Origin of the sequence: Nocardioides abyssi, assembly GCF_030412915.1 — a bacterium.
GTDB classification, from domain to species: domain Bacteria; phylum Actinomycetota; class Actinomycetes; order Propionibacteriales; family Nocardioidaceae; genus Nocardioides; species Nocardioides abyssi.
The window spans coordinates 1-18002 of sequence record NZ_JAUHJR010000006.1; the positions used below are offsets into that span (position 1 = coordinate 1).

Sequence of the window (18002 nt, forward strand, 5' to 3'; positions counted from 1 at the left end):
CACCTACGGCCACCGCCGCGTGCATGCCGAGCTGGTGTTGGGCAAGGGCATCGCGGTCAGCCGTGGGCGGGTGGAGCGGCTGATGCGCCACACCGGCGTGCAGGGCGTGCACCGGCGCCGGCTGCGCGGTTGCACCCGCCGCGACGAGGCGGCCACGCCGTCGCAGGACCTGGTGGAGCGCAACTTCACCCCCGATGCGCCCGACCGGCTCTACGTCGCCGACGTCACCCAGCACCGCACCAGCGAAGGGTGGCTCTACTTCGCGGTCGTGATCGACTGCTTCTCCCGCCGGGTGGTGGGCTGGTCGATCGCGGACCACATCCGCTCCGAGCTCGTCGTCGACGCCCTGCAGATGGCGATCTGGAACCGCCGACCCCCGGCCGGGGCAATCCATCACAGCGACCACGGGTCGACCTACACCAGCTGGGCCTTCGGCCACCGGCTCCGCGATGCCGGGCTGCTCGGGTCGATGGGCACCATCGGCGACTGCTTCGACAACTCCGTGGCCGAGAGCTACTTCGCCACCCTGCAGACCGAGCTGCTGGACCGCTCGACCTGGCCAACCCGCGAGGGCCTCGCGAACGCGATCTTCGCCTTCGTCGAAGGCTTCTACAACCCGACCCGGCGGCACTCGACGCTGGGCTACCCCAGCCCCGCCGACTACGAGACCCAAGCCGCCCTGACCAGCCCTGCTGGACCCCACGCCGAGACCGCAGCATGATCACATCCACCCAACCCTGACCGTCCGGGGAACCGGGGGCACTTCACACCGCTGGACGCAGCCATCGAACGGCCCCACCAAAGCCATCAATAGCAGGCTCGGGTCTGCTACACGGATAGGTGACATCTGATCTGCGTCGATGTGTGTCGGCGCTGGAAGGATGTGCACCATGCCGAAGGCGTTCCCCAAGGAGTTCCGCGAGGACGTGATCCGGGTCTTCAAAACCTCGGACTCCTCCATCGCCCAGGTCGCGAAGGACTTCGGGATCTCGCCGTCGTGCCTGAAGCGGTGGCTCACGATCGACGACCGGAACTCGGCCCACCCGTCACCGGCCGGCCAGGCCGCGAACGAGTCCGATGCGCTGCGGGAGGCGAACAAGCGCATCAAGCTCCTCGAGCAGGAGAACGAGGTCCTGCGCCGCGCGGCCGCGTACCTCTCGCAGGCCAATCTGCCGGGAAAATGACGTACCCGCTCGTCCGCGAGCTGGCCGCCGACGGGGTCCCCGTCGCGGTGACGTGCCGGGTGCTGAAGATCGCCCGCCAGCCCTACTACCGCTGGCTCACCTGCCCGATCACCGACGCCGACCTCGCCGCGGCCTACCGTGCCAATCTTCTGTTCGATGCTCACCGCAACGACCCCGAGTTCGGCTACCGGTTTCTCCTCGACGAAGCCAGGGACGCCGGGCAGCCGATGGCGGGACGGACGGCGTGGAAGATCTGCTCGCAGCTGGGTTGGTGGTCGGCGTTCGGGAAGAAGCGCGGCCGCCACGGGAAGAAGCCCGGCCCGCCGGTCCACGACGATCTCTGCGCGGTCGTCGACAAGCACGGGGTGACCCGGCACGAGTTCACCGCCAACGGCCCGAACGAGCTGTGGCTCAGCGACATCACCGAGCACTGGACAAGTGAAGGAAAGCTCTACGTCTGCGCGATCAAGGACGTCTTCTCGAACCGGATCGTGGGCTACTCGATCGACTCACGGATGAAGTCCCGGATCGCGGTGGCCGCGCTCGACAACGCGGTGGCCCGCCGACGAGCAGAGGGCGCCGATGTGGCCGGTTGCGTGCTGCACACCGACCGCGGGTCGCAGGGCGAAATCAACCGGTCGTCGCAACACCTCGAGTTTGGAGGTGTTCGAGGATGGCCACAGCGGACTGGAGCAGGAAGACCAGCGATGCGCCCGAGGAGCTTCGTCGGCAGTGGCGTGCTGATCGGGCCCTGCGACCGGCGATGCGTTCGCCCGGTCGGCCGGACCCGTCGCGGGTGGTGCAACGTCAGTTCTGGCGACTGATCGCCACGGGAATCACGTCGGCAGAGGCGGCGCTGGCCGTCGGCGTGTCAGTGCCGGTCGGAACGCGCTGGTTTCGCCACGCTGGCGGCATGCCGCCGATCGCATTGGCTGAGCCCACCGGGCGCTACCTGAGCTTCGAGGAACGCGAGGAGATCGCCATCCTGCGCGCCCAGGACAAAGGCGTTCGCGAGATTGCCCGTGCGATCGGCCGCGACCCGGGGACCATCTCACGGGAGTTGCGCCGCAACGCCGCGACTCGTAGCGGGAAGCAGGAGTACAGGGCCACCGTGGCGCAGTGGAAGGCGCAGCAGGCCGCGAAGCGCCCCAAGACCGCGAAGCTCGTCGAGAACCCGCGGCTGCGGGAGTACGTCCACGACCGTCTGGCGGGCAACGTCCGCCGGCCCGACGGCACGATCGTTCCGGGCCCGACGCCGCCGGCGTGGAAGGGGCTGAACAAGCCGCACCGTGCCGACAGGCGTTGGTCACTGGCGTGGAGCCCGGAGCAGATCGCGCAGCGGTTGAAGATCGAATTCCCCGATGATGAGTCCATGCGCATCAGCCACGAGGCGATCTACCAGTCGCTGTTCATCGAAGGCCGTGGTGCGCTCAAGCGCGAGCTGGTCACATGTCTGCGCACCGGTCGTGCGCTGCGGCAGCCGAGGGCCAGGTCGCGTAACAAGGCGCAAGGTCACGTAACCGCTGACGTGGTCCTCAGCGAGCGTCCCGCCGAGGCCGCGGACCGTGCCGTCCCCGGTCACTGGGAAGGCGACCTGATCATCGGGACCGGCCGGTCGGCGATCGGCACGATCGTCGAGCGCAGCAGCCGCTCAACGCTCCTGATTCACCTCCCACGGATCGCGGGGTGGGGTGAGGAGCCCTACGTGAAGAACGGACCGGCGCTGGGTGGCTACGGCGCCGTCGCGATGAACGCCGCGCTGACGGCGTCGATGACCAAACTGCCCGAGCAACTGCGCAAGACCCTGACCTGGGATCGCGGCAAAGAGCTCTCTGGCCACGCGCTGTTCGCAATGGAGACCGGGACGCGAGTGTTCTTCGCCGACCCCCACTCGCCGTGGCAGCGCCCGAGCAACGAGAACACCAACGGCCTGCTACGGCAGTACTTCCCCAAGGGCACCGACCTGTCGCGCTGGCCCGCCGAGGACCTCGAGGCCGTCGCTCACACCCTCAACAACAGACCACGCAAGGTCCTCGGGTGGAAGACACCCGCTGAGGTCTTCGAGGAGCAACTACGCTCCCTTCAACAGCCCGGTGTTGCATCGACTGGTTGAACCCAAGCAGTTCCGGAGCCGGAAACTGGTCCACGGGCTCAGCCGCCACCAGATGGTCGGATCGATGGGCCGCGTCGGCGCAGCCGGCGACAACGCAGCCATGGAGAGCTTCTTCTCCCTGCTGCAGAAGAACGTCCTCGACCGCCGACCGTGGGCCACTAGAGACGAACTGCGGATCGCGATCGTGACCTGGATCGAGAGGACCTACCACCGCCGCCGGCGACAAGCGGCACTCGGCCGACTGACCCCGATCGAATACGAGTTGATCATGCTCCCAACCGCCACCCAGGCGGCCTAACCGAACCTGTCACCAGTTCGTGCAGCAGACCCCTCGAACACCTCCGCGGCTCAGCGCTCGGGTTCCGCGCCCTGACCAACTACATCGCCAGAACTCTGCTCAAGACGGGCGGCTTCAGACCGCGACTACACCTGGAATCAGATGGGCCGGTTTAGGTTGCCGCGAGGGGGTCAGTTTACAGACGCCGTTGACAGACCTGACGCGGAGCATCGGACTCACCTGCGGCTCGGCCCGGCGATGGTATGGCCAATACTCGGTCATCTGTCATCATCCACTGCTTCAGGACGACGGCGAGATCCCGGGTCCTTCGCAGCGTGGTCACGGATGTGTCCGATGTCTCGAAGATTGGCTCACGTCTTCACGATACTTTCCTTACGTACATCCTGTCAGTGCCAGACACGCATTTGCGAAGCGAATCGGGAGGCAGGTGTCTACCTATTCGGGAGGGCAGGCCCGAGTAGTTCAGAGAAGGTCATCGCGACACAGAGTATCCCAACTTCGCGTCATAGCAGTCGAACTATACATTTGTTGAAACGACTCTCGGTTCTGCGAGCCCCAATCTGGGCTCTGCCTGACTAATTGAACGGCCTGCAGAATTGCTGCGGCCACCGATGTCGGAGATGTCCCCTCTGCTAGCACTGACGCAGGAAAGGATGTCGCCTGATCCACATTGCCCCCGACGGGCGTAAAAACAAGTGCGGCGCCATGGGCCGCGGCCTCTAGGGGCAATAGGTCGAAGTAGGCGACCCGATTTGGCACTACTACGATGTCGCTTGCGTTGAGAATAGCGCTCGGCTCTTCGACCCAACCGAGGTCTAACACGGGCTGGGTCGCCGCGATCGGGCCCGAGCCCATGCTTTGGAACGCGGCGTTGGTTTGTCCCTGCACGATGCGGGCAGCAGCGCAATAGATGTCGAAGCCCTTATGCTCGACGTACCTTCCAGCGAAAAGGATTGTGGGAACCCGCCTCGCCACCGCCGCGGTGGGAGCGGAGGAGGTTTCTGGCTCGGGCACGCCTGACGGAACAAACCTGACCTTGGCCCGCCACTCTGGGTGGAGGGTGTCCGCGTACTCCTCCACCGCGCCAGGGGAGGGAAAAACAATGATCTTGGCTACCCGAAAAAGTTCGGATTCATTCGCTCGGGCCATTCGCACAGCTCGTCTAGTGCGTAATTGGCCAATAAGGGAATCCCTTCCGTTCGAGGTGGCTGCAATCTCGCGGAAAAGTGGTACGGGGCTGTGTGGAGTGTAGGCCACTGGAACGCCCCGCATATGGACGGAGCGCGCGAAGCGCGCGTCTTGGCAACCATGTATGACAACCGCCTGCGCTCCACTGGTTTCGAGCTGTCGCAGCAATCGTCGGAGTCGCATGAATGCGCGAATTCGCGATACGAATCCTAAGGTTACGGCATCTATGCCGCGGATCAGGGGTCCTAGTAGGGATGGGCGCGGTGCGCTGACTGCTCGTTTTTCGGATGCACGTGCCGTGAAAGCGTAGGAACAGGCAAGGCCGTCGTCTTCTTGCTCGATTCGGGATACTGCCTCCCGAAGGTTGTAACAGTATCCGGCTGGTCCGCCTCCAGGGCGAAGGGCGGTACTAACGATCAAGACGGTCGGGCGCACGTCAACTCGACGACGTGATCATGCCTGCGCCCACAGTCACACCGGTCGCCTCGTCAATGAGGATGAACGAGCCCGTGGTGCGGTTCTGGGAGTAGGGGTCGCAGAGCAACGGCACGGTGGTGCGCAGCTGGACGCGGCCGATCTCGTTCACGCCGAGCTCCTTGGTCTCCTGGTCGCGGTGCAGGGTGTTGACGTCCAGGCGGTACTGGATGTCCTTGACCAGGGCGCGGGCGGTGCGGGTGGTGTGCTTGATGGCCAGCTTCTGCCGCGGCTTGAGTGGCGCGGTGGTCATCCAGCAGATCATCGCGTCGATGTCCTGCGAGGGCTGCGGGGCGTTCTTGACGCGGGCGATCATGTCGCCGCGGGAGACGTCGACGTCGTCCTCGAGGTGGACGGTCACCGACATAGGCGGGAACGCCTCGGTGACCTCCTTGTCGAAGAGGTCGATCTTGGAGATCTTGGAAGTCATGCCGCTGGGCAGGACGACGACCTCGTCGCCCGGCTTCAGCACGCCGCCGGCGACCATGCCGGCGTACCCGCGGTAGTCGTGGAACTCGTCCGACTTCGGCCGGACGACGTACTGCACCGGGAAGCGCGCGTCGATGAGGTCGCGGTCGGAGGCGACGTGGACGTTCTCGAGGTGGTGCATGAGCGTGGGACCGGAGTACCAGCTCATGTTCTCGGAGCGGTTCACGACGTTGTCGCCGGCCAGCGCCGAGATCGGGATGACCTCGAGATCGGGGATGTTGAGCTTCGTCGCGAACTGGGTGAACTCGTTGTGGATCTTGTCGTAGACCTCCTGGGAGTAGTCCACGAGGTCCATCTTGTTCACGGCCAGCACCAGGTGCGGGACGCGGAGCAGCGACAGGATCACCGCGTGCCGGCGGGACTGCTCGGTCAGGCCCTGGCGGGCGTCGACGAGCACGAGGCCGAGGTCGGCGGTGGAGGCGCCGGTGACCATGTTCCGCGTGTACTGCACGTGGCCCGGGGTGTCGGCGATGATGAACTTGCGGTTCGGCGTCGCGAAGTAGCGGTACGCCACGTCGATCGTGATGCCCTGCTCGCGCTCGGAGCGCAGACCGTCGGTCAGCAGGGCGAGGTCGGTGTAGTCGTACCCCTTGGACTTCGAGGTCGACTCAACGGCCTCGAGCTGGTCGGCGAAGATCGACTTCGAGTCGAGGAGGAGCCGCCCGATGAGGGTGGACTTGCCGTCGTCGACGGAGCCCGCGGTGGCGAAGCGGAGCAGGTCCATCTGGTTGCTCTTGACGGTGCTCATCAGAAGTAGCCTTCCTTCTTCCGGTCCTCCATGGCTGCCTCGGAGAACCGGTCGTCGCCACGGGTGGCGCCTCGTTCGGTGAGCGTCGCGATCGAGATCTCGTCGATGATCTCGTCGACGGTGGACGCCGTGGACTCGACGCACCCGGTGAGCGTGATGTCGCCGCAGGTGCGGAACCGCACAGTGCGCTCCTCGACGACCTCGCCGGGGCGCAGGGGGTTGAGCGGGGTCTCGCTCATCAGCATGCCGTCGCGCTCGAAGACGCGGCGCTGGTGGGAGAAGTAGATCTGCGGGATCTCGATGCCCTCGCGGCCGATGTAGTCCCAGATGTCCAGCTCGGTCCAGTTGGAGATCGGGAAGATCCGCATGTGCTCGCCGGCGTGCAGGCGGCCATTGTAGAGGCTCCAGAGCTCGGGGCGCTGGTTCTTCGGGTCCCACTGACCGAACTCGTCGCGGTGGGAGTAGACGCGCTCCTTGGCGCGGGCCTTCTCCTCGTCGCGGCGGCCACCACCGAAGGCCGCGGTAAAACCGTTCTCCTCGATGGCGTTGAGCAGGGTGCCGATCTGCAGGCGGTTGCGGCTGGTCTTGCCGTCATCGACGACGACGCCGTTGGCGATCGCGTCGTCGATGCTGGCGACGACGAGGTTCACGCCGAGGCGGTTGACCCAGTTGTCGCGGGTGGCGAGCACCTCGGGGAAGTCCAGACCCGTGTCGACCTGCAGCACGGGGAACGGGATCTTCGCCGGGTAGAACGCCTTCTCGGCCAGGCGCAGCATGACGATGGAGTCCTTGCCGCCCGAGAACATCAGGACGGGCTTCTCGAACTCCGCAGCGACCTCGCGGAAGATGTGGATCGACTCGGCCTCCAGCTGGTCGAGCTGGCTCAGCCGGTAGTCGGCGTGGGTGTCGGTCATGACGTGCAGGGGACCTCTCGTCGGGACAGCAGCCGTCATCGTAGCCATCGGCCGCCGGGCCGGTCGAAAGCGCGCCCGTCGCGGACGGACAGACGCTCGACCACGTGCACGGCGGCGGCGCCCAGCAGGCCGCCGGCGGTGTTGGCGACGATGTCGACGTACGTCGCCGAGCGGGCCGGCAGCAGGAACGCCTGGACCAGCTCGACCGTCGCCGACCCGACGAACATCACCGATGTCCAGTCCCGCCACGACCAGGCCCGAACCAGCGGCACCTCTGACCACGCCGCCAGCACGGGGACGGGCGCCACGATCAGCACGTTGGCGACGAACTCCATCCGGCTGCCCTCGGTCAGGGCCGCGGGCAGGCCGAGCGCGTCGCCCGTGCTGCTCATCCAGGCGACGAGCCCGGACGGCGCGTCCGGGACCGGGGCGAAGAACCCCCAGGCGAGGAAGAGCAGGTAGCCGCTCAGTGCGATCCGAGCGGCTCGGGCGGTGGGGATGGTCAACGTTGCGTGCTCCTCCGGCGGACGCGGGCAATCTACTGGTCACCTGCGGGACCGTGACCTGCGCATACCCTCGGCCCGTGAAGATCGCTGTCGTCGGCCTCGGGTACGTAGGTCTGTCCAATGCCGTCGTCCTGGCGCGGCACCACGAGGTGCGCGCGCTCGACCTGGACGCCGACCGGGTGGCCATCGTCAACCGGCGGGAGTCGCCGCTCGAGGACCCCGAGCTCGAGGAGTACCTCGCTCATCGGGAGCTAGACCTCACGGCAACGACCGACAAGCGCGCGGCGTACGACGGGGCCGAGGTCGTCGTCGTGGCGACGCCGACGGATTACGACGACCGGACGAACTACTTCAACACCCGGTCGGTCGAGTCGGTCGTGGCGGACGTCCTGAGCGTTGCGTCGGACGCCACGATCGTCATCAAGTCCACGGTCCCCGTCGGCTTCACGGCCGAGCTGTGCGAGCGGCATCCCGGCGCCTCGATCATCTTCAGCCCTGAGTTCCTGCGCGAAGGACGCGCGCTGCACGACAACCTGCATCCGTCGCGGATCGTCGTGGGGGATCGCGGCACGCGCGGGAAGCTGTTCGCGGACCTGCTGGTCGAGGGGGCGAGGGCCACGGACATCCCGGTGGTGCTCACCGACTCGACCGAGGCCGAGGCGATCAAGCTCTTCGCCAACACCTACCTGGCGCTGCGCGTGGCGTACTTCAACGAGCTGGACACGTATGCGGTCACCCGCGGCTTGGACAGCGCCCAGATCATCGAGGGTGTCGGGCTCGACCCCCGGATCGGGAACCACTACAACAACCCGAGCTTCGGGTACGGCGGGTATTGCCTGCCCAAGGACACCAAGCAGCTGCAGGCCAACTACCAGGACGTCCCGCAGAACTTGATCAGCGCGATCGTCGAGGCCAACCGCACGCGCAAGGACTTCATCGCCGACGACATCCTGCGGCGTGGACCCCGGACGGTCGGCATCTACCGGCTGATCATGAAGGCCGGTTCGGACAACTTCCGGATGTCATCCGTGCAGGGTGTGATGAAGCGGCTCAAGGCCAGTGGCGTTGAGGTCGTCGTCTACGAGCCGGCGCTCGAGGACGAGCTGTTCTTCAACTCCGAAGTCGTGCGTGACCTCGACGAGTTCAAGAAGCGATCGGACGTGATCGTCGCGAACCGGCGGACGGACGTGCTGGCGGATGTCGCGGACAAGGTCTACACGCGGGACATCTACGGGCGGGACTGACACTCGTCGTCGCGAGTCGTCGGCTCGGCGGAGGTTGGAGGCCCTGCGTTGGTGCGGGGGTCTCGTCGACGCTCGCCAGGGCTCGCTGCTCGACCAGCGGGGCTCGCTGCTCGACCAGCGATGCGGCGGGTTTCGAGATGGTCGCTAGCGCGACCTCCTCAACCGGCCGGCGGCAGTGGTTGAGGCCCTGCGTCGGTGCGGCGGGTTTCGAGACGGTCGCCAGCGCGACCTCCTCAACCAGCCGAGCTATTGATCCTGCTTCTGGTCCTGGCGGTCGTGGTACCAAGCGGCGGCGTTGTTGTCGAAGGCCGGGAGGCCGCGGGTCTGGCGGACGAAGCCCCAGGCCAGCGGGCCGAGGAGGAGCAGGCCGGCGCCGATGATGCCGACCGCCTCGGGGGAGACGCCGAGCATCTTGAGGCCGGTCAGGCTGAGGACGATGACGATGCCGCGGCGGATGACCGACTGGCTGACCCAGCTGGCCATCCGGGCGCCGAGGAAGGTGCCCGGGGTGCCACCGAGGATCAGCGGGATCAGGACGCCCCAATCGACACCGTTGACGGCGACGTGGCCGATGGCGGCGGCGAGGACCAGCGGGACGGCCTGCACCAGGTCGGTGCCGACCAGCTTCAGCGCGGAGAGCGTCGGGTAGAGCAGCAGCAGCGCGACCATGATCAGGGAACCCGAGCCGACCGAGGTGATGCCGACGAGCAGGCCGCCGACGGCGCCGACGAGCAGGGTCGGGACCGGGCGGATGGTCGGCTCCCCGGCGGGCGCCTCGTTGCCCGAGGTGACGAGGCGGAGCTGCAGGTACATGCGCAGCGCATAGCTCGCGGCGGCGAACAGCAGGGCGATGCCGATCGCGGTGACGAGGAAGTCCTCGGCGTCCTCCCCGCCGATCTCCTGGACGATGAAGCCGCCCGCGAGGGCGAACGGCACCGAGCCCACGATGAGGTACGTCGCCAGCTTGATGTTCGGCGAACCGGTCCGCCAGTGGACCGATGCCCCGACCGTCTTGTTCACCGCAGCGGCGACCAGGTCGTTGGCGACCGCGGCCGTCGGCGGGATCCCGAGGAAGATGAGCGCGGGCGTCATGAGCGCCCCGCCACCCATCCCGGTCAGGCCGACGACGATGCCGACGCCGAAGCTGACCGCGAGCACGGCGAGGGCTGAGGTGGTGAAGAGGTCGTCCACGAGGTGGAAGCCTAGGGCTGGCACGGTGCGAGGCGGCACTTCGCACAGGGCGCGGCGCCGCAGCGTGGGAGACTCGCGCCATGACGAAGCGGGCGCTGATCACCGGCGTGACGGGCCAGGACGGGTCGTACCTCGCCGAGCTGCTGCTCACCAAGGGCTACGAGGTGCACGGGCTCGCGCGGCGTACGTCGTCGGTCAACACCTCCCGGGTCGCGCACCTGGTCGAGGACCCGCACCACCCGGACTGCCGGTTCTTCCTCCACCGCGGCGACCTCTCCGACGGCGGCCGCCTGCTGGCGCTGCTCCAGCAGGTGCAGCCCGACGAGGTCTACAACCTGGCGGCGGAGTCGTACGTCGGTGCCAGCTTCGACGAGCCCGAGCACGCCGGTGAGGCGGCCGGCATCGGGGCGGTGCGGCTGCTCGAGGCGCTGCGTATGTCCGGGGTCGGCGCGCGGTTCTACCAGGCCGGGAGCTCGGAGATGTACGGCGCCGAGCCGCCGCCGCAGAGTGAACAGACGCCGCTCCGGCCGCGCTCGCCGTACGGCGCCGCGAAGGCCTACGCGCACTGGCTGACCACGACCTACCGCGAGAGCTACGGCCTGCACGCGGTCAACGGCATCCTCTTCAACCACGAGTCGCCGCGCCGAGGTGAGGTGTTCGTGACGCGCAAGATCACCCGCGCGGTGGCGCGCATCCAGGCGGGCCTCGACGACTTCGTCTACCTCGGGAGCCTCGACGCGGTGCGTGACTGGGGATATGCGCCGGAGTACGTCGAGGGCATGTGGCGGATGCTGCAGGCCGACGAGCCGGAGGACCTCGTGCTGGCCACGGGGGAGAGCGCGACGGTGCGCGACTTCGTCGAGGCGGCGTTCGACCACGCCGGGCTGGACTGGCAGAAGCACGTACGGTTCGACGAGCGCTACGTCCGCCCGATCGAGGTGGACGCCCTCGTCGGCGACGCGAGCCGCGCGGAGGCGGTGATCGGTTGGAAGCCCGAGGTCCGGTTCGCCGAACTGGTGCGGATCATGGTCGACGCCGACATCGAGGCCATGCGCCACGAGGGCCGGCACTGGATCGACCGGCCCGACCTGCCCGCCTGGCGGGGCTGAGGCCTACAGCTGGACGCTGCCGACGGCGACGCGGCCGCTGCCGACGATGCGGACCGGACCGTCAGCGTCGGCGATGAACACCGTCTGGCCCCGGCCGGCGGGGACCGTCTCGTCCGCGGTCAGCAGCTCGACCTCGCCGTCGAGCACGAGGACGGTCCGGGGCCCGGCTGCCGGTGCGGTCACGCCCGGCACGTCGCCGACGGTGAGCGCGAAGTCCGGCACGGGCGGCTCGAGGTGCGCGTGGTGGGACGCCGCGACCGACGGCAGCCACTGCGGTCCGGGCATCGGCGTGAAGTTGGTGACCGAGAGCAGCTCGGGGACGTCCATGTGCTTCGGCGTCAGGCCGGCGCGGAGCACGTTGTCCGACGACGCCATGATCTCGACGCCGAGGCCCGAGACGTAGGCGTGGATGACGCCGGCGTCGAGGAACATCGCCTCGCCCGGCGCCAGCACGACGTGGTTGAGCAGCAGGGTCACCAGGACGCCGGGGTCGGCGGGGTACTGCTCGATCAGCTTGCCAACCATCGCGAAGACGCGCGTCGCCTCGCGGTTGATGCGCGCCGGGTCGACCCGCACCGGGTTGGCGCGCATCTCCTCGCGGTGGCCGCGCTCCTCCGCGTGGCGGGCCGCCCGTTGCACGTCGGCGAGCAGGCTCTCGAGCTCCGGCCCGCCGCGGCCGAGCATCTCGGTGACGATGGCGCGCAGCGTCTGGAACGCCGGGCCGGACTCGAGCCGGTGGGCGACGTCGTCGGCCCACGGCAGGTCGAGCAGCCGCAGGATCTGGGCGGACTTCTCCGTGTCGCGGAAGCCGGCCATCCCCTCGAACCGGGTGATCGCGTAGATCATCTCCGGCTTGTGGAAGGCGTCCTTGTAGCTGCGGTCGACAGCGTCGAGCGGTACGCCGGCGGCGTCCTCCCGAGCGAAGCCGATCCGTGCCCGTGAGCTGCTCGGGTGCACCTGCAGCGAGAGCGGCTCGGCGACGGCCAGCACCTTCATCAGGTACGGCAGGCGGGCGCCGAACGTGTCGACGACGCTCTGTCCGAGCAGGTGCCGGGGGTCGGTGGCGATGACCTCGTTGAGGGCGCGGCCGTCCGGCAGGTACGACGGGTCGCCGTCGTGCGCGCCGATCCACAGCTCGGCCTGGGGGTCGCCCGTCGGCTCGGTCCCGAGGAAGCGGGGCAGGTGGGTGCTCGAGCCCCAGGCGTAGCCCCGGACCGCGTTGCGGAGCAGGAACATCAGGCCTGGCCGCTCTCAGATCCCGTCAGGCGGGGGACGATGATGCGCAGTAGGTCCTCGATCCCGCTCGCGGCCTGCTCGGCGGCCTCGGGACCACGTCGGTACGGGTCGGCGACGTCGAGCCTGGTGTCAGCCGGTCCGCGGCGCTCGCTGACGGCCCTCACCAGCTCGCGGCCGGTGAGCGACTCGTCGGCCGAGCGGACCGCCTCGGCGAACTGGCCGATGGTGAAGACCTTGCGGAACGCCGCCGGCTGGTCGTCGAGGATGAACGTGCGGTGAGCCGCCTCGGCCGTCAGCACCAGGTCGGCCTCGTCGACCATCTGGCGAGTCACGGCGCGGCTCGAGAAGTCGCCGACCTCCGTGCCGCGGGTGCCGAGCGTCCCGCTCATGACCTCGTCCATCGGGTGGTCGCGGAAGCCGTGCGTGCCGGCGCTGGCGAAGGTCACCGTCGCGTCGGGGCCGGCGATCCTGCGGGCGATCAGCTCCATGAACGGGCTGCGGCAGATGTTGGCGGTGCAGACGAAGAGGACGTTCAGCGGCTCCCGGTTGGTTGAGGAGCTTGCGCTGGCAAGCGTCTCGAAACCGGCCGGGCGCCGAGCGTCGCCCTCGGCGGGTTTCGAGACAGGCGCCAGCGCGCCTTCCTCAACCAGCCGGGAGCCGCCCTCGGCTGGTTGAGGAGGTTGCGCAGCAACCTTCTCGAAACCTGCCGACAGGTCCAGGTAGCCCGCCCCACGCAGCGCCTCCACGACGTCGGCGAGCGCGTCCTCGATCGTGCGTCCGGTGGTGTCGACGCGGACGTCGGCGTCGGCGGGCTCCTCGTAGGGCGACGAGATGCCGGTGAACTCAGGGATCTCGCCGCGACGTGCCTTGGCGTAGAGGCCCTTGCGGTCGCGGCGCTCGCACTCCTCCAGCGGGGTGGCGACGTGGACGAGGAAGAACGCGCCGCCGGCGTCCTCGACCATCGCGCGGACCTGCTGGCGGGTCTCGTCGAACGGCGCGATCGGGCTGCAGACCGCCACCCCGCCATGGCGGGAGATCTCGGCCGCGACCCAACCGATGCGGCGGATGTTCGTCTCGCGGTCGGCCTTCGAGAAGGTCAGTCCTGCCGAGAGGTTCCGCCGGACGACGTCGCCGTCGAGGCTGGTGACCGTGCGGGTGCCCTGCTCCAACAGGCGGTCCATCAGGGCGCGGGCGAGGGTGGACTTGCCGCTGCCGGACAACCCGGTGAAGAACAGCACCAGCCCTTGGTCGGCCGGCGCCGGGCGGTCGAAGTCGACAATCTCCGCGATGGCCGGCGGGTAGGCGTCGTCGGCGGGTTTCGAGACGGGCGCCAGCGCGCCCTCCTCAACCAGCCGCCTCGCCCCTGCCGCGCCCTCCTCAACCAACCGTGAGGTGAGTGCGTGGACGGGGTCGCCGGCGGCGTACGTGCGGGCGACCTGCACCCCGAGCTGGTGGTCGAGCTCGGCGTCCCCGTGGGACGCGAGCGGGACGGCGACGACGGCTGCCTGGGGGAGCAGGTCGGTCGCGGCGAGGGTGGCGCGGATGAGACCGACGGGGGAGAGGGCGGGCGTGCCGGCGCCGACGTACGCCAGCAGGACGACGGGGCCGAGTCCGCTGAGCTCGGTCAGCTGCGCCTGGGTGAGCGCGTCGGTGACGGGCACGAACGTGCGGCCGGCGTACGCCTCGCGGACCTGGCCGGGGGAGAGGTAATGGCTGCGGAACGGGCCGTACTGCACATGCGTCAGCGCCTCGACCTCGCCGCCGGGGACGGTCACCCGCGCGAGCGGCAGCCCCTCGGGGTCGACCAGCTCGACCGCACCCGCCTCGGCGGCCGACGCCGCGACGTCGTCGGGGAGCGTGAGGGTCACCGGGCTGCCCGGCTCGTCGAACCGGGTCAGCGGCGCGAGGGCGCCGGTCACCAGCAGCTCCAGGTCGTCGAGCTCGCGCGGGGTGGGGCAGTACTGCGGCGGGTTCGGCACCCGCTCATCCTTGCAAACCGGCGTGGTTGGGTGGTCGGCATGCCTGCTCCTGTCGCTCCCGGTCCCGTCGTCGTCGCGGAGGTCGTCCGCTCCGGGTTCGTCGAGGGCCGCCACCACGGCTCCGTCGTCGCGCTCGCGGCCGACGGGACGGTCGAGTGGTCGCTCGGCGACGTCACCTCGCCGGTGCTGCCCCGGTCGTGCAACAAGCCGGTCCAGGCGCTCGCGATGGTGCGGCACGGGCTGGACCTGCCGCCGGACCTGCTCGCCCTCGGCTGCGGGTCGCACTCGGGCGAGCAGCTGCACGTCGACGGCGTACGACGGATCCTGGCCTCCGCCGGCCTGGACGAGTCCGCGCTGCAGACGCCGGAGGACCACCCGCTCGACGAGGAGGTCCGCCTCGCCCACGTCGCGGCGGGCGGGGAGCGGACGCGGATCCACATGAACTGCTCGGGCAAGCACGCCGCGATGCTGGCCACCTGCGTCGCCAACCGATGGGACACCGGGACCTACCTCGACCCGGACCACCCGTTGCAGCGCGCCATCACCGAGGCCTTCGCCGAGCTGACCGGCGAGCCGGTCGCGGTCCACGCGACCGACGGCTGCGGCGCGCCCCTGTTGTCGACGTCCCTGACGGGACTCGCCCAGGCGTTTCGGGCCCTCGCGACCGCTCCCGACGGACCGGAGCGGCGGGTCGCCGACGCCATCCGCCGGCACCCCGAGATGGTCTCCGGCACGACCCGCGACGAGCGGGACGTCCTCGTCGCTGTCCCCGGAGCGATCGGGAAGATGGGCGCCGAGGCCTGCCACGCGATGGCGCTGGCGGACGGGAGGGCCTTCGCGCTGAAGATCGAGGACGGCGCCGACCGGGCGCGGCGCGTCGTCCTCGCGGCGGCGCTCGAGCGGGCCGGGGTCGCGGACGACGTCGTACGTCGGACCGGTCGTGTCGAGCTGTTCGGTGGCGGTCGCCTGGTGGGAGCTGTCCAGGCAGCGTTCTGAGGCGCCGCTAGCGTTGCTAGCGGCCCGTTTTGCTTGTTTGTGGGACGAGTCACCGCGCTAGCGCTTGCAAGCGCTAGCAAGAGCAAGCACACTGGGGACATGGCCAAGGGAAAGGTGGGGACCGCAGTCGGGTCCCTCGGGGACTACCTCCGGGAGCAGCGCACCGCCGCGTCGCTCTCGCTCCGTCAGCTCGCCGAGCAGGCGGGCGTCTCGAACCCCTACCTGAGCCAGATCGAGCGGGGGCTCCGCAAGCCCTCGGCCGAGGTGCTCCAGCAGATCGCCAAGGCACTGCGCATCTCCGCGGAGCAGCTCTACGTCCGCGCGGGGATCGTCAGCCCGGAGGACGGGGTCGGCGGCTCGGTCGAGCTCGCGATCCTCGGCGACAGCCGGCTGACCGAGCGGCAGAAGCAGTCCCTGCTCGACATCCACGCCTCGTTCCTGGCGCTCAACGCCGGTCAGCCGCCCGCTGACCAGTGACCGACGCCCAGGACAGACCACCACCACCGAAGGAGAACGACATGGCGAAGACCACGTTCGACATCAAGACCCTGGACATCAAGGCCCTGGCCGACTTCGAAATCCCCGCGGCCGCCAAGCGCCCGCTGTACGCCGGCGTCGGCGCCACCGACCTCGTCGTGGGCTACGTCCGCGACTACGCCGCGGACGTGCAGAAGCGGTTCGTCGCGACCCAGGAGACCGTGCAGAAGACGGTCGCCGACCTCGACCTCGAGCCCAAGGCGCTCCGCGACCAGGCGCTCGTCGCCGTCAACGCCCGCGTCGAGGCGCTCTCGAAGGACGCCAAGGCCCGCCGCGCCGCCGTCGAGGCCCGCGTCGCCGAGCTGCAGGGCGAGGCCCGCGCGCTTCCGACCCGCCTGCAGAAGACCGTCGACGACAACGTCGTCATCGTCTCCGACACCTACGCCGACCTCGCCAAGCGTGGCGAGCAGCTGCTCGCGCGGATCCGCCGCCAGGAGGAGACCCAGGCGACCGCTGCCGCGGCCAAGACGACCGTCAGCAAGGCGAAGACCACGCAGACGCAGTCCGCCAAGGCGACCAGGACGACCGCCCGCAAGACCACGAACACCGCCAAGCGGACCGTCAAGAAGACGACCGCCGCCCCCAAGAGCAGCGCCAAGGGCACCGCCACCGCCGCCAAGAAGACCGCCACCTCGGCGTCCAAGGCGACGACCGCCGCTGCCAAGAAGGTCGGCGACTGAAGAGCTGACGAGCAGCTCAGCCTGTTCTGAACGCGAGGCCCCCGGACCTGATGGTCCGGGGGCCTTGTCGTGCTTGCGGCCCTGCGCAGGTGCGGGGGTCTCGTCACCGTCGGCCCTGGCGGGCCTCCTGCTCGACCAGCGGTTCGCGCTGGGGCGCCTCTCTGCTCGACCAGCGGTTGGTGGCAGGGTGCGGATCGTGCGAGCCGTGGTCCAGCGCGTCCTGTCCGCCAGTGTCAGCGTCGACGGTGAGGTCGTCGGATCGATCGACGAGCCGGGTCTGCTGGTGTACCTCGGCGTCACTCACGGCGACGGGCCCGACGAGGTGACGTGGACGGCGCGGAAGATCTGGGACCTGCGGTTGCTGCGCGACGAGCGGTCGGCGAGCGACGTGGGTGCGCCGGTGCTGGTGGTCAGCCAGTTCACGCTGTACGGCGACGCCCGCAAGGGTCGGCGCCCCACCTGGCAGGCGGCCGCACCCGGGCCGGTCAGCGAGCCGACGTACGACGCTGTCTGTGCGGAGCTCGAGCGGCTTGGTGCGCACGTCGAGCGGGGGCGGTTCGGGGCGGACATGCGGGTTGCGTCGGTCAACGACGGGCCGGTGACGCTCATCCTGGACACGGCTGAGCGGTGATCGGTCCTGCCCGGCGGGTTTCGAGACGGTTGCCGGCGCAACCTCCTCAACCAGCCGGAGCGGGCGCGCTCGTGCAACATCGTCGACCAGCGGGGCGAGCCGGGGTGCGGGGCCCGGATAGGCTGGGCGGGTGTTGGACATCTTCGCCGTGCAGAGCTACGTGATGCTGCTCGTGACGTTCGTGCTGCTCGCGGTGAAGATCTTCGCGTTCGTCAACAGCCTGCTGCACAGCCCCCAGGAGTACGAGGCGGCCGGCAAGCTGACCAAGACCGCGTGGTGCCTGATCCTCGGCATCGGGCTCGTGGTGCAGGTGCTGCCGTTCGGGCTGCTGCTCAACCTGGCGTTCACGATCGCGGCGTTCGTCTACCTCGCCGACGTGCGGCCGGCGCTGCTCGGGCTACGCCGCCGCTGACCGAACGGGCGGATGTCCGCGGAGGCGGGCTGGACCACCCCGCATCCTTGAGCGTTGCTTGATGTGCGCTCGT

Annotated in this window: 18 protein-coding genes and 1 pseudogene; 12 read left to right on the forward strand and 7 right to left on the reverse strand. The window is 69.0% G+C overall.

Annotation, left to right across the window (positions count from 1 at the left end):
* The 5 genes and pseudogenes from QWY29_RS13940 to QWY29_RS13960 all read left to right on the forward strand — a co-directional run.
* A partial coding sequence (locus tag QWY29_RS13940) for an IS3 family transposase (protein WP_300961633.1) occupies positions 1-721 on the forward strand: 721 nt, incomplete at its 5' end.
* 169 nt (positions 722-890) lie between these two features.
* A complete protein-coding gene (locus tag QWY29_RS13945; RefSeq protein ID WP_300961634.1) occupies positions 891-1184 on the forward strand; it encodes a transposase in 294 nt (97 codons plus the stop codon).
* Positions 1181-2008 (forward strand): DDE-type integrase/transposase/recombinase, encoded by an 828-nt coding sequence (locus QWY29_RS13950; RefSeq protein ID WP_300961635.1) that lies wholly within the window; start codon positions 1181-1183, stop codon positions 2006-2008. Before QWY29_RS13945 ends, QWY29_RS13950 begins: the two co-directional genes overlap by 4 nt.
* Positions 1948-3297, forward strand: a complete 1350-nt coding sequence (locus tag QWY29_RS13955; protein WP_439117438.1) for an IS30 family transposase — start codon at positions 1948-1950, stop codon at positions 3295-3297. Before QWY29_RS13950 ends, QWY29_RS13955 begins: the two co-directional genes overlap by 61 nt.
* A 7-nt stretch (positions 3298-3304) precedes the next feature.
* Positions 3305-3595: pseudogene (locus QWY29_RS13960) on the forward strand (integrase core domain-containing protein); the annotation flags it as partial.
* A 462-nt stretch (positions 3596-4057) separates the two neighbouring features.
* Here QWY29_RS13960 and QWY29_RS21075 read toward each other — a convergent pair.
* The 4 genes from QWY29_RS21075 to QWY29_RS13975 form a co-directional block, all read right to left on the reverse strand.
* Positions 4058-4966 (reverse strand): glycosyltransferase family 4 protein, encoded by a 909-nt coding sequence (locus tag QWY29_RS21075; protein WP_369292660.1) that lies wholly within the window; start codon positions 4964-4966, stop codon positions 4058-4060.
* Between the two features lie 253 nt (positions 4967-5219).
* Positions 5220-6494: a sulfate adenylyltransferase subunit CysN gene (gene cysN, locus QWY29_RS13965; RefSeq protein WP_300961636.1), complete on the reverse strand. Its 1275-nt coding sequence runs from the start codon at positions 6492-6494 to the stop codon at positions 5220-5222.
* Complete coding sequence (cysD, locus tag QWY29_RS13970; protein ID WP_154615279.1) at positions 6494-7408, reverse strand: sulfate adenylyltransferase subunit CysD; 915 nt, start codon at positions 7406-7408, stop codon at positions 6494-6496. The genes cysN and cysD overlap by 1 nt, the downstream gene beginning before the upstream one ends.
* 35 nt (positions 7409-7443) lie before the next feature.
* Entirely contained in the window at positions 7444-7914 is a 471-nt protein-coding gene (locus QWY29_RS13975) for a VanZ family protein (RefSeq protein ID WP_300961637.1), read from the reverse strand.
* A gap of 77 nt (positions 7915-7991) precedes the next feature.
* Between QWY29_RS13975 and QWY29_RS13980 the strand changes: the two genes are divergently transcribed.
* A complete protein-coding gene (locus tag QWY29_RS13980; RefSeq protein WP_300961638.1) occupies positions 7992-9158 on the forward strand; it encodes a nucleotide sugar dehydrogenase in 1167 nt (388 codons plus the stop codon).
* Positions 9159-9404: 246 nt separating this feature from the next.
* Here QWY29_RS13980 and QWY29_RS13985 read toward each other — a convergent pair whose 3' ends face one another.
* On the reverse strand, positions 9405-10349 hold the full coding sequence (locus QWY29_RS13985) for a sulfite exporter TauE/SafE family protein (RefSeq protein ID WP_300961639.1): 945 nt from the start codon (positions 10347-10349) through the stop codon (positions 9405-9407).
* Between the two features lie 80 nt (positions 10350-10429).
* Here QWY29_RS13985 and gmd point away from each other — a divergent pair, with 80 nt between their 5' ends.
* Positions 10430-11458: a GDP-mannose 4,6-dehydratase gene (gene gmd / locus QWY29_RS13990; protein ID WP_300961640.1), complete on the forward strand. Its 1029-nt coding sequence runs from the start codon at positions 10430-10432 to the stop codon at positions 11456-11458.
* A 3-nt stretch (positions 11459-11461) separates the two neighbouring features.
* Here the strand turns inward: gmd and manA are convergent, their stop codons facing one another.
* Together manA and cysC are read right to left on the reverse strand one after the other, a co-directional pair.
* Complete coding sequence (manA, locus tag QWY29_RS13995; RefSeq protein WP_300961641.1) at positions 11462-12694, reverse strand: mannose-6-phosphate isomerase, class I; 1233 nt, start codon at positions 12692-12694, stop codon at positions 11462-11464.
* Complete coding sequence (gene cysC, locus QWY29_RS14000) at positions 12694-14673, reverse strand: adenylyl-sulfate kinase (protein WP_300961642.1); 1980 nt, start codon at positions 14671-14673, stop codon at positions 12694-12696. Before cysC ends, manA begins: the two co-directional genes overlap by 1 nt.
* Before the next feature lie 39 nt (positions 14674-14712).
* On the opposite strand from cysC, the gene QWY29_RS14005 reads away from it, so the two are divergent.
* The 5 genes from QWY29_RS14005 (at position 14713) to QWY29_RS14025 (ending at position 17929) form a co-directional block, all read left to right on the forward strand.
* A complete protein-coding gene (locus QWY29_RS14005; protein ID WP_300961643.1) occupies positions 14713-15669 on the forward strand; it encodes an asparaginase in 957 nt (318 codons plus the stop codon).
* 99 nt (positions 15670-15768) lie between these two features.
* Positions 15769-16146 (forward strand): helix-turn-helix domain-containing protein, encoded by a 378-nt coding sequence (locus QWY29_RS14010; protein WP_300961644.1) that lies wholly within the window; start codon positions 15769-15771, stop codon positions 16144-16146.
* Positions 16147-16187: 41 nt separating this feature from the next.
* The gene (locus QWY29_RS14015; protein ID WP_300961645.1) at positions 16188-16886 is read left to right on the forward strand and encodes a hypothetical protein; all 699 of its coding nucleotides are present in this window, start codon (positions 16188-16190) and stop codon (positions 16884-16886) included.
* 196 nt (positions 16887-17082) lie between these two features.
* Positions 17083-17517 (forward strand): D-aminoacyl-tRNA deacylase, encoded by a 435-nt coding sequence (gene dtd, locus QWY29_RS14020; RefSeq protein ID WP_300961646.1) that lies wholly within the window; start codon positions 17083-17085, stop codon positions 17515-17517.
* 130 nt (positions 17518-17647) lie between these two features.
* Positions 17648-17929: a DUF2516 family protein gene (locus QWY29_RS14025; RefSeq protein WP_300961647.1), complete on the forward strand. Its 282-nt coding sequence runs from the start codon at positions 17648-17650 to the stop codon at positions 17927-17929.
* Positions 17930-18002: the final 73 nt, after the last annotated feature.

Excerpts from the sequence above, each read along its gene's own strand:
- QWY29_RS13945 (WP_300961634.1), top strand. The coding sequence starts at position 891 with ATGCCGAAGGCGTTCCCCAAGGAGTTCCGCGAGGACGTGATCCGGGTC.
- QWY29_RS13950 (WP_300961635.1), top strand. The coding sequence starts at position 1,181 with ATGACGTACCCGCTCGTCCGCGAGCTGGCCGCCGACGGGGTCCCCGTC.
- QWY29_RS13955 (WP_439117438.1), top strand. The coding sequence starts at position 1,948 with ATGCGTTCGCCCGGTCGGCCGGACCCGTCGCGGGTGGTGCAACGTCAG.
- QWY29_RS21075 (WP_369292660.1), bottom strand. The coding sequence starts at position 4,966 with ATGCGACTCCGACGATTGCTGCGACAGCTCGAAACCAGTGGAGCGCAG.
- cysN (WP_300961636.1), bottom strand. The coding sequence starts at position 6,494 with ATGAGCACCGTCAAGAGCAACCAGATGGACCTGCTCCGCTTCGCCACC.
- cysD (WP_154615279.1), bottom strand. The coding sequence starts at position 7,408 with ATGACCGACACCCACGCCGACTACCGGCTGAGCCAGCTCGACCAGCTG.
- gmd (WP_300961640.1), top strand. The coding sequence starts at position 10,430 with ATGACGAAGCGGGCGCTGATCACCGGCGTGACGGGCCAGGACGGGTCG.
- manA (WP_300961641.1), bottom strand. The coding sequence starts at position 12,694 with ATGTTCCTGCTCCGCAACGCGGTCCGGGGCTACGCCTGGGGCTCGAGC.
- QWY29_RS14005 (WP_300961643.1), top strand. The coding sequence starts at position 14,713 with ATGCCTGCTCCTGTCGCTCCCGGTCCCGTCGTCGTCGCGGAGGTCGTC.
- QWY29_RS14010 (WP_300961644.1), top strand. The coding sequence starts at position 15,769 with ATGGCCAAGGGAAAGGTGGGGACCGCAGTCGGGTCCCTCGGGGACTAC.
- QWY29_RS14015 (WP_300961645.1), top strand. The coding sequence starts at position 16,188 with ATGGCGAAGACCACGTTCGACATCAAGACCCTGGACATCAAGGCCCTG.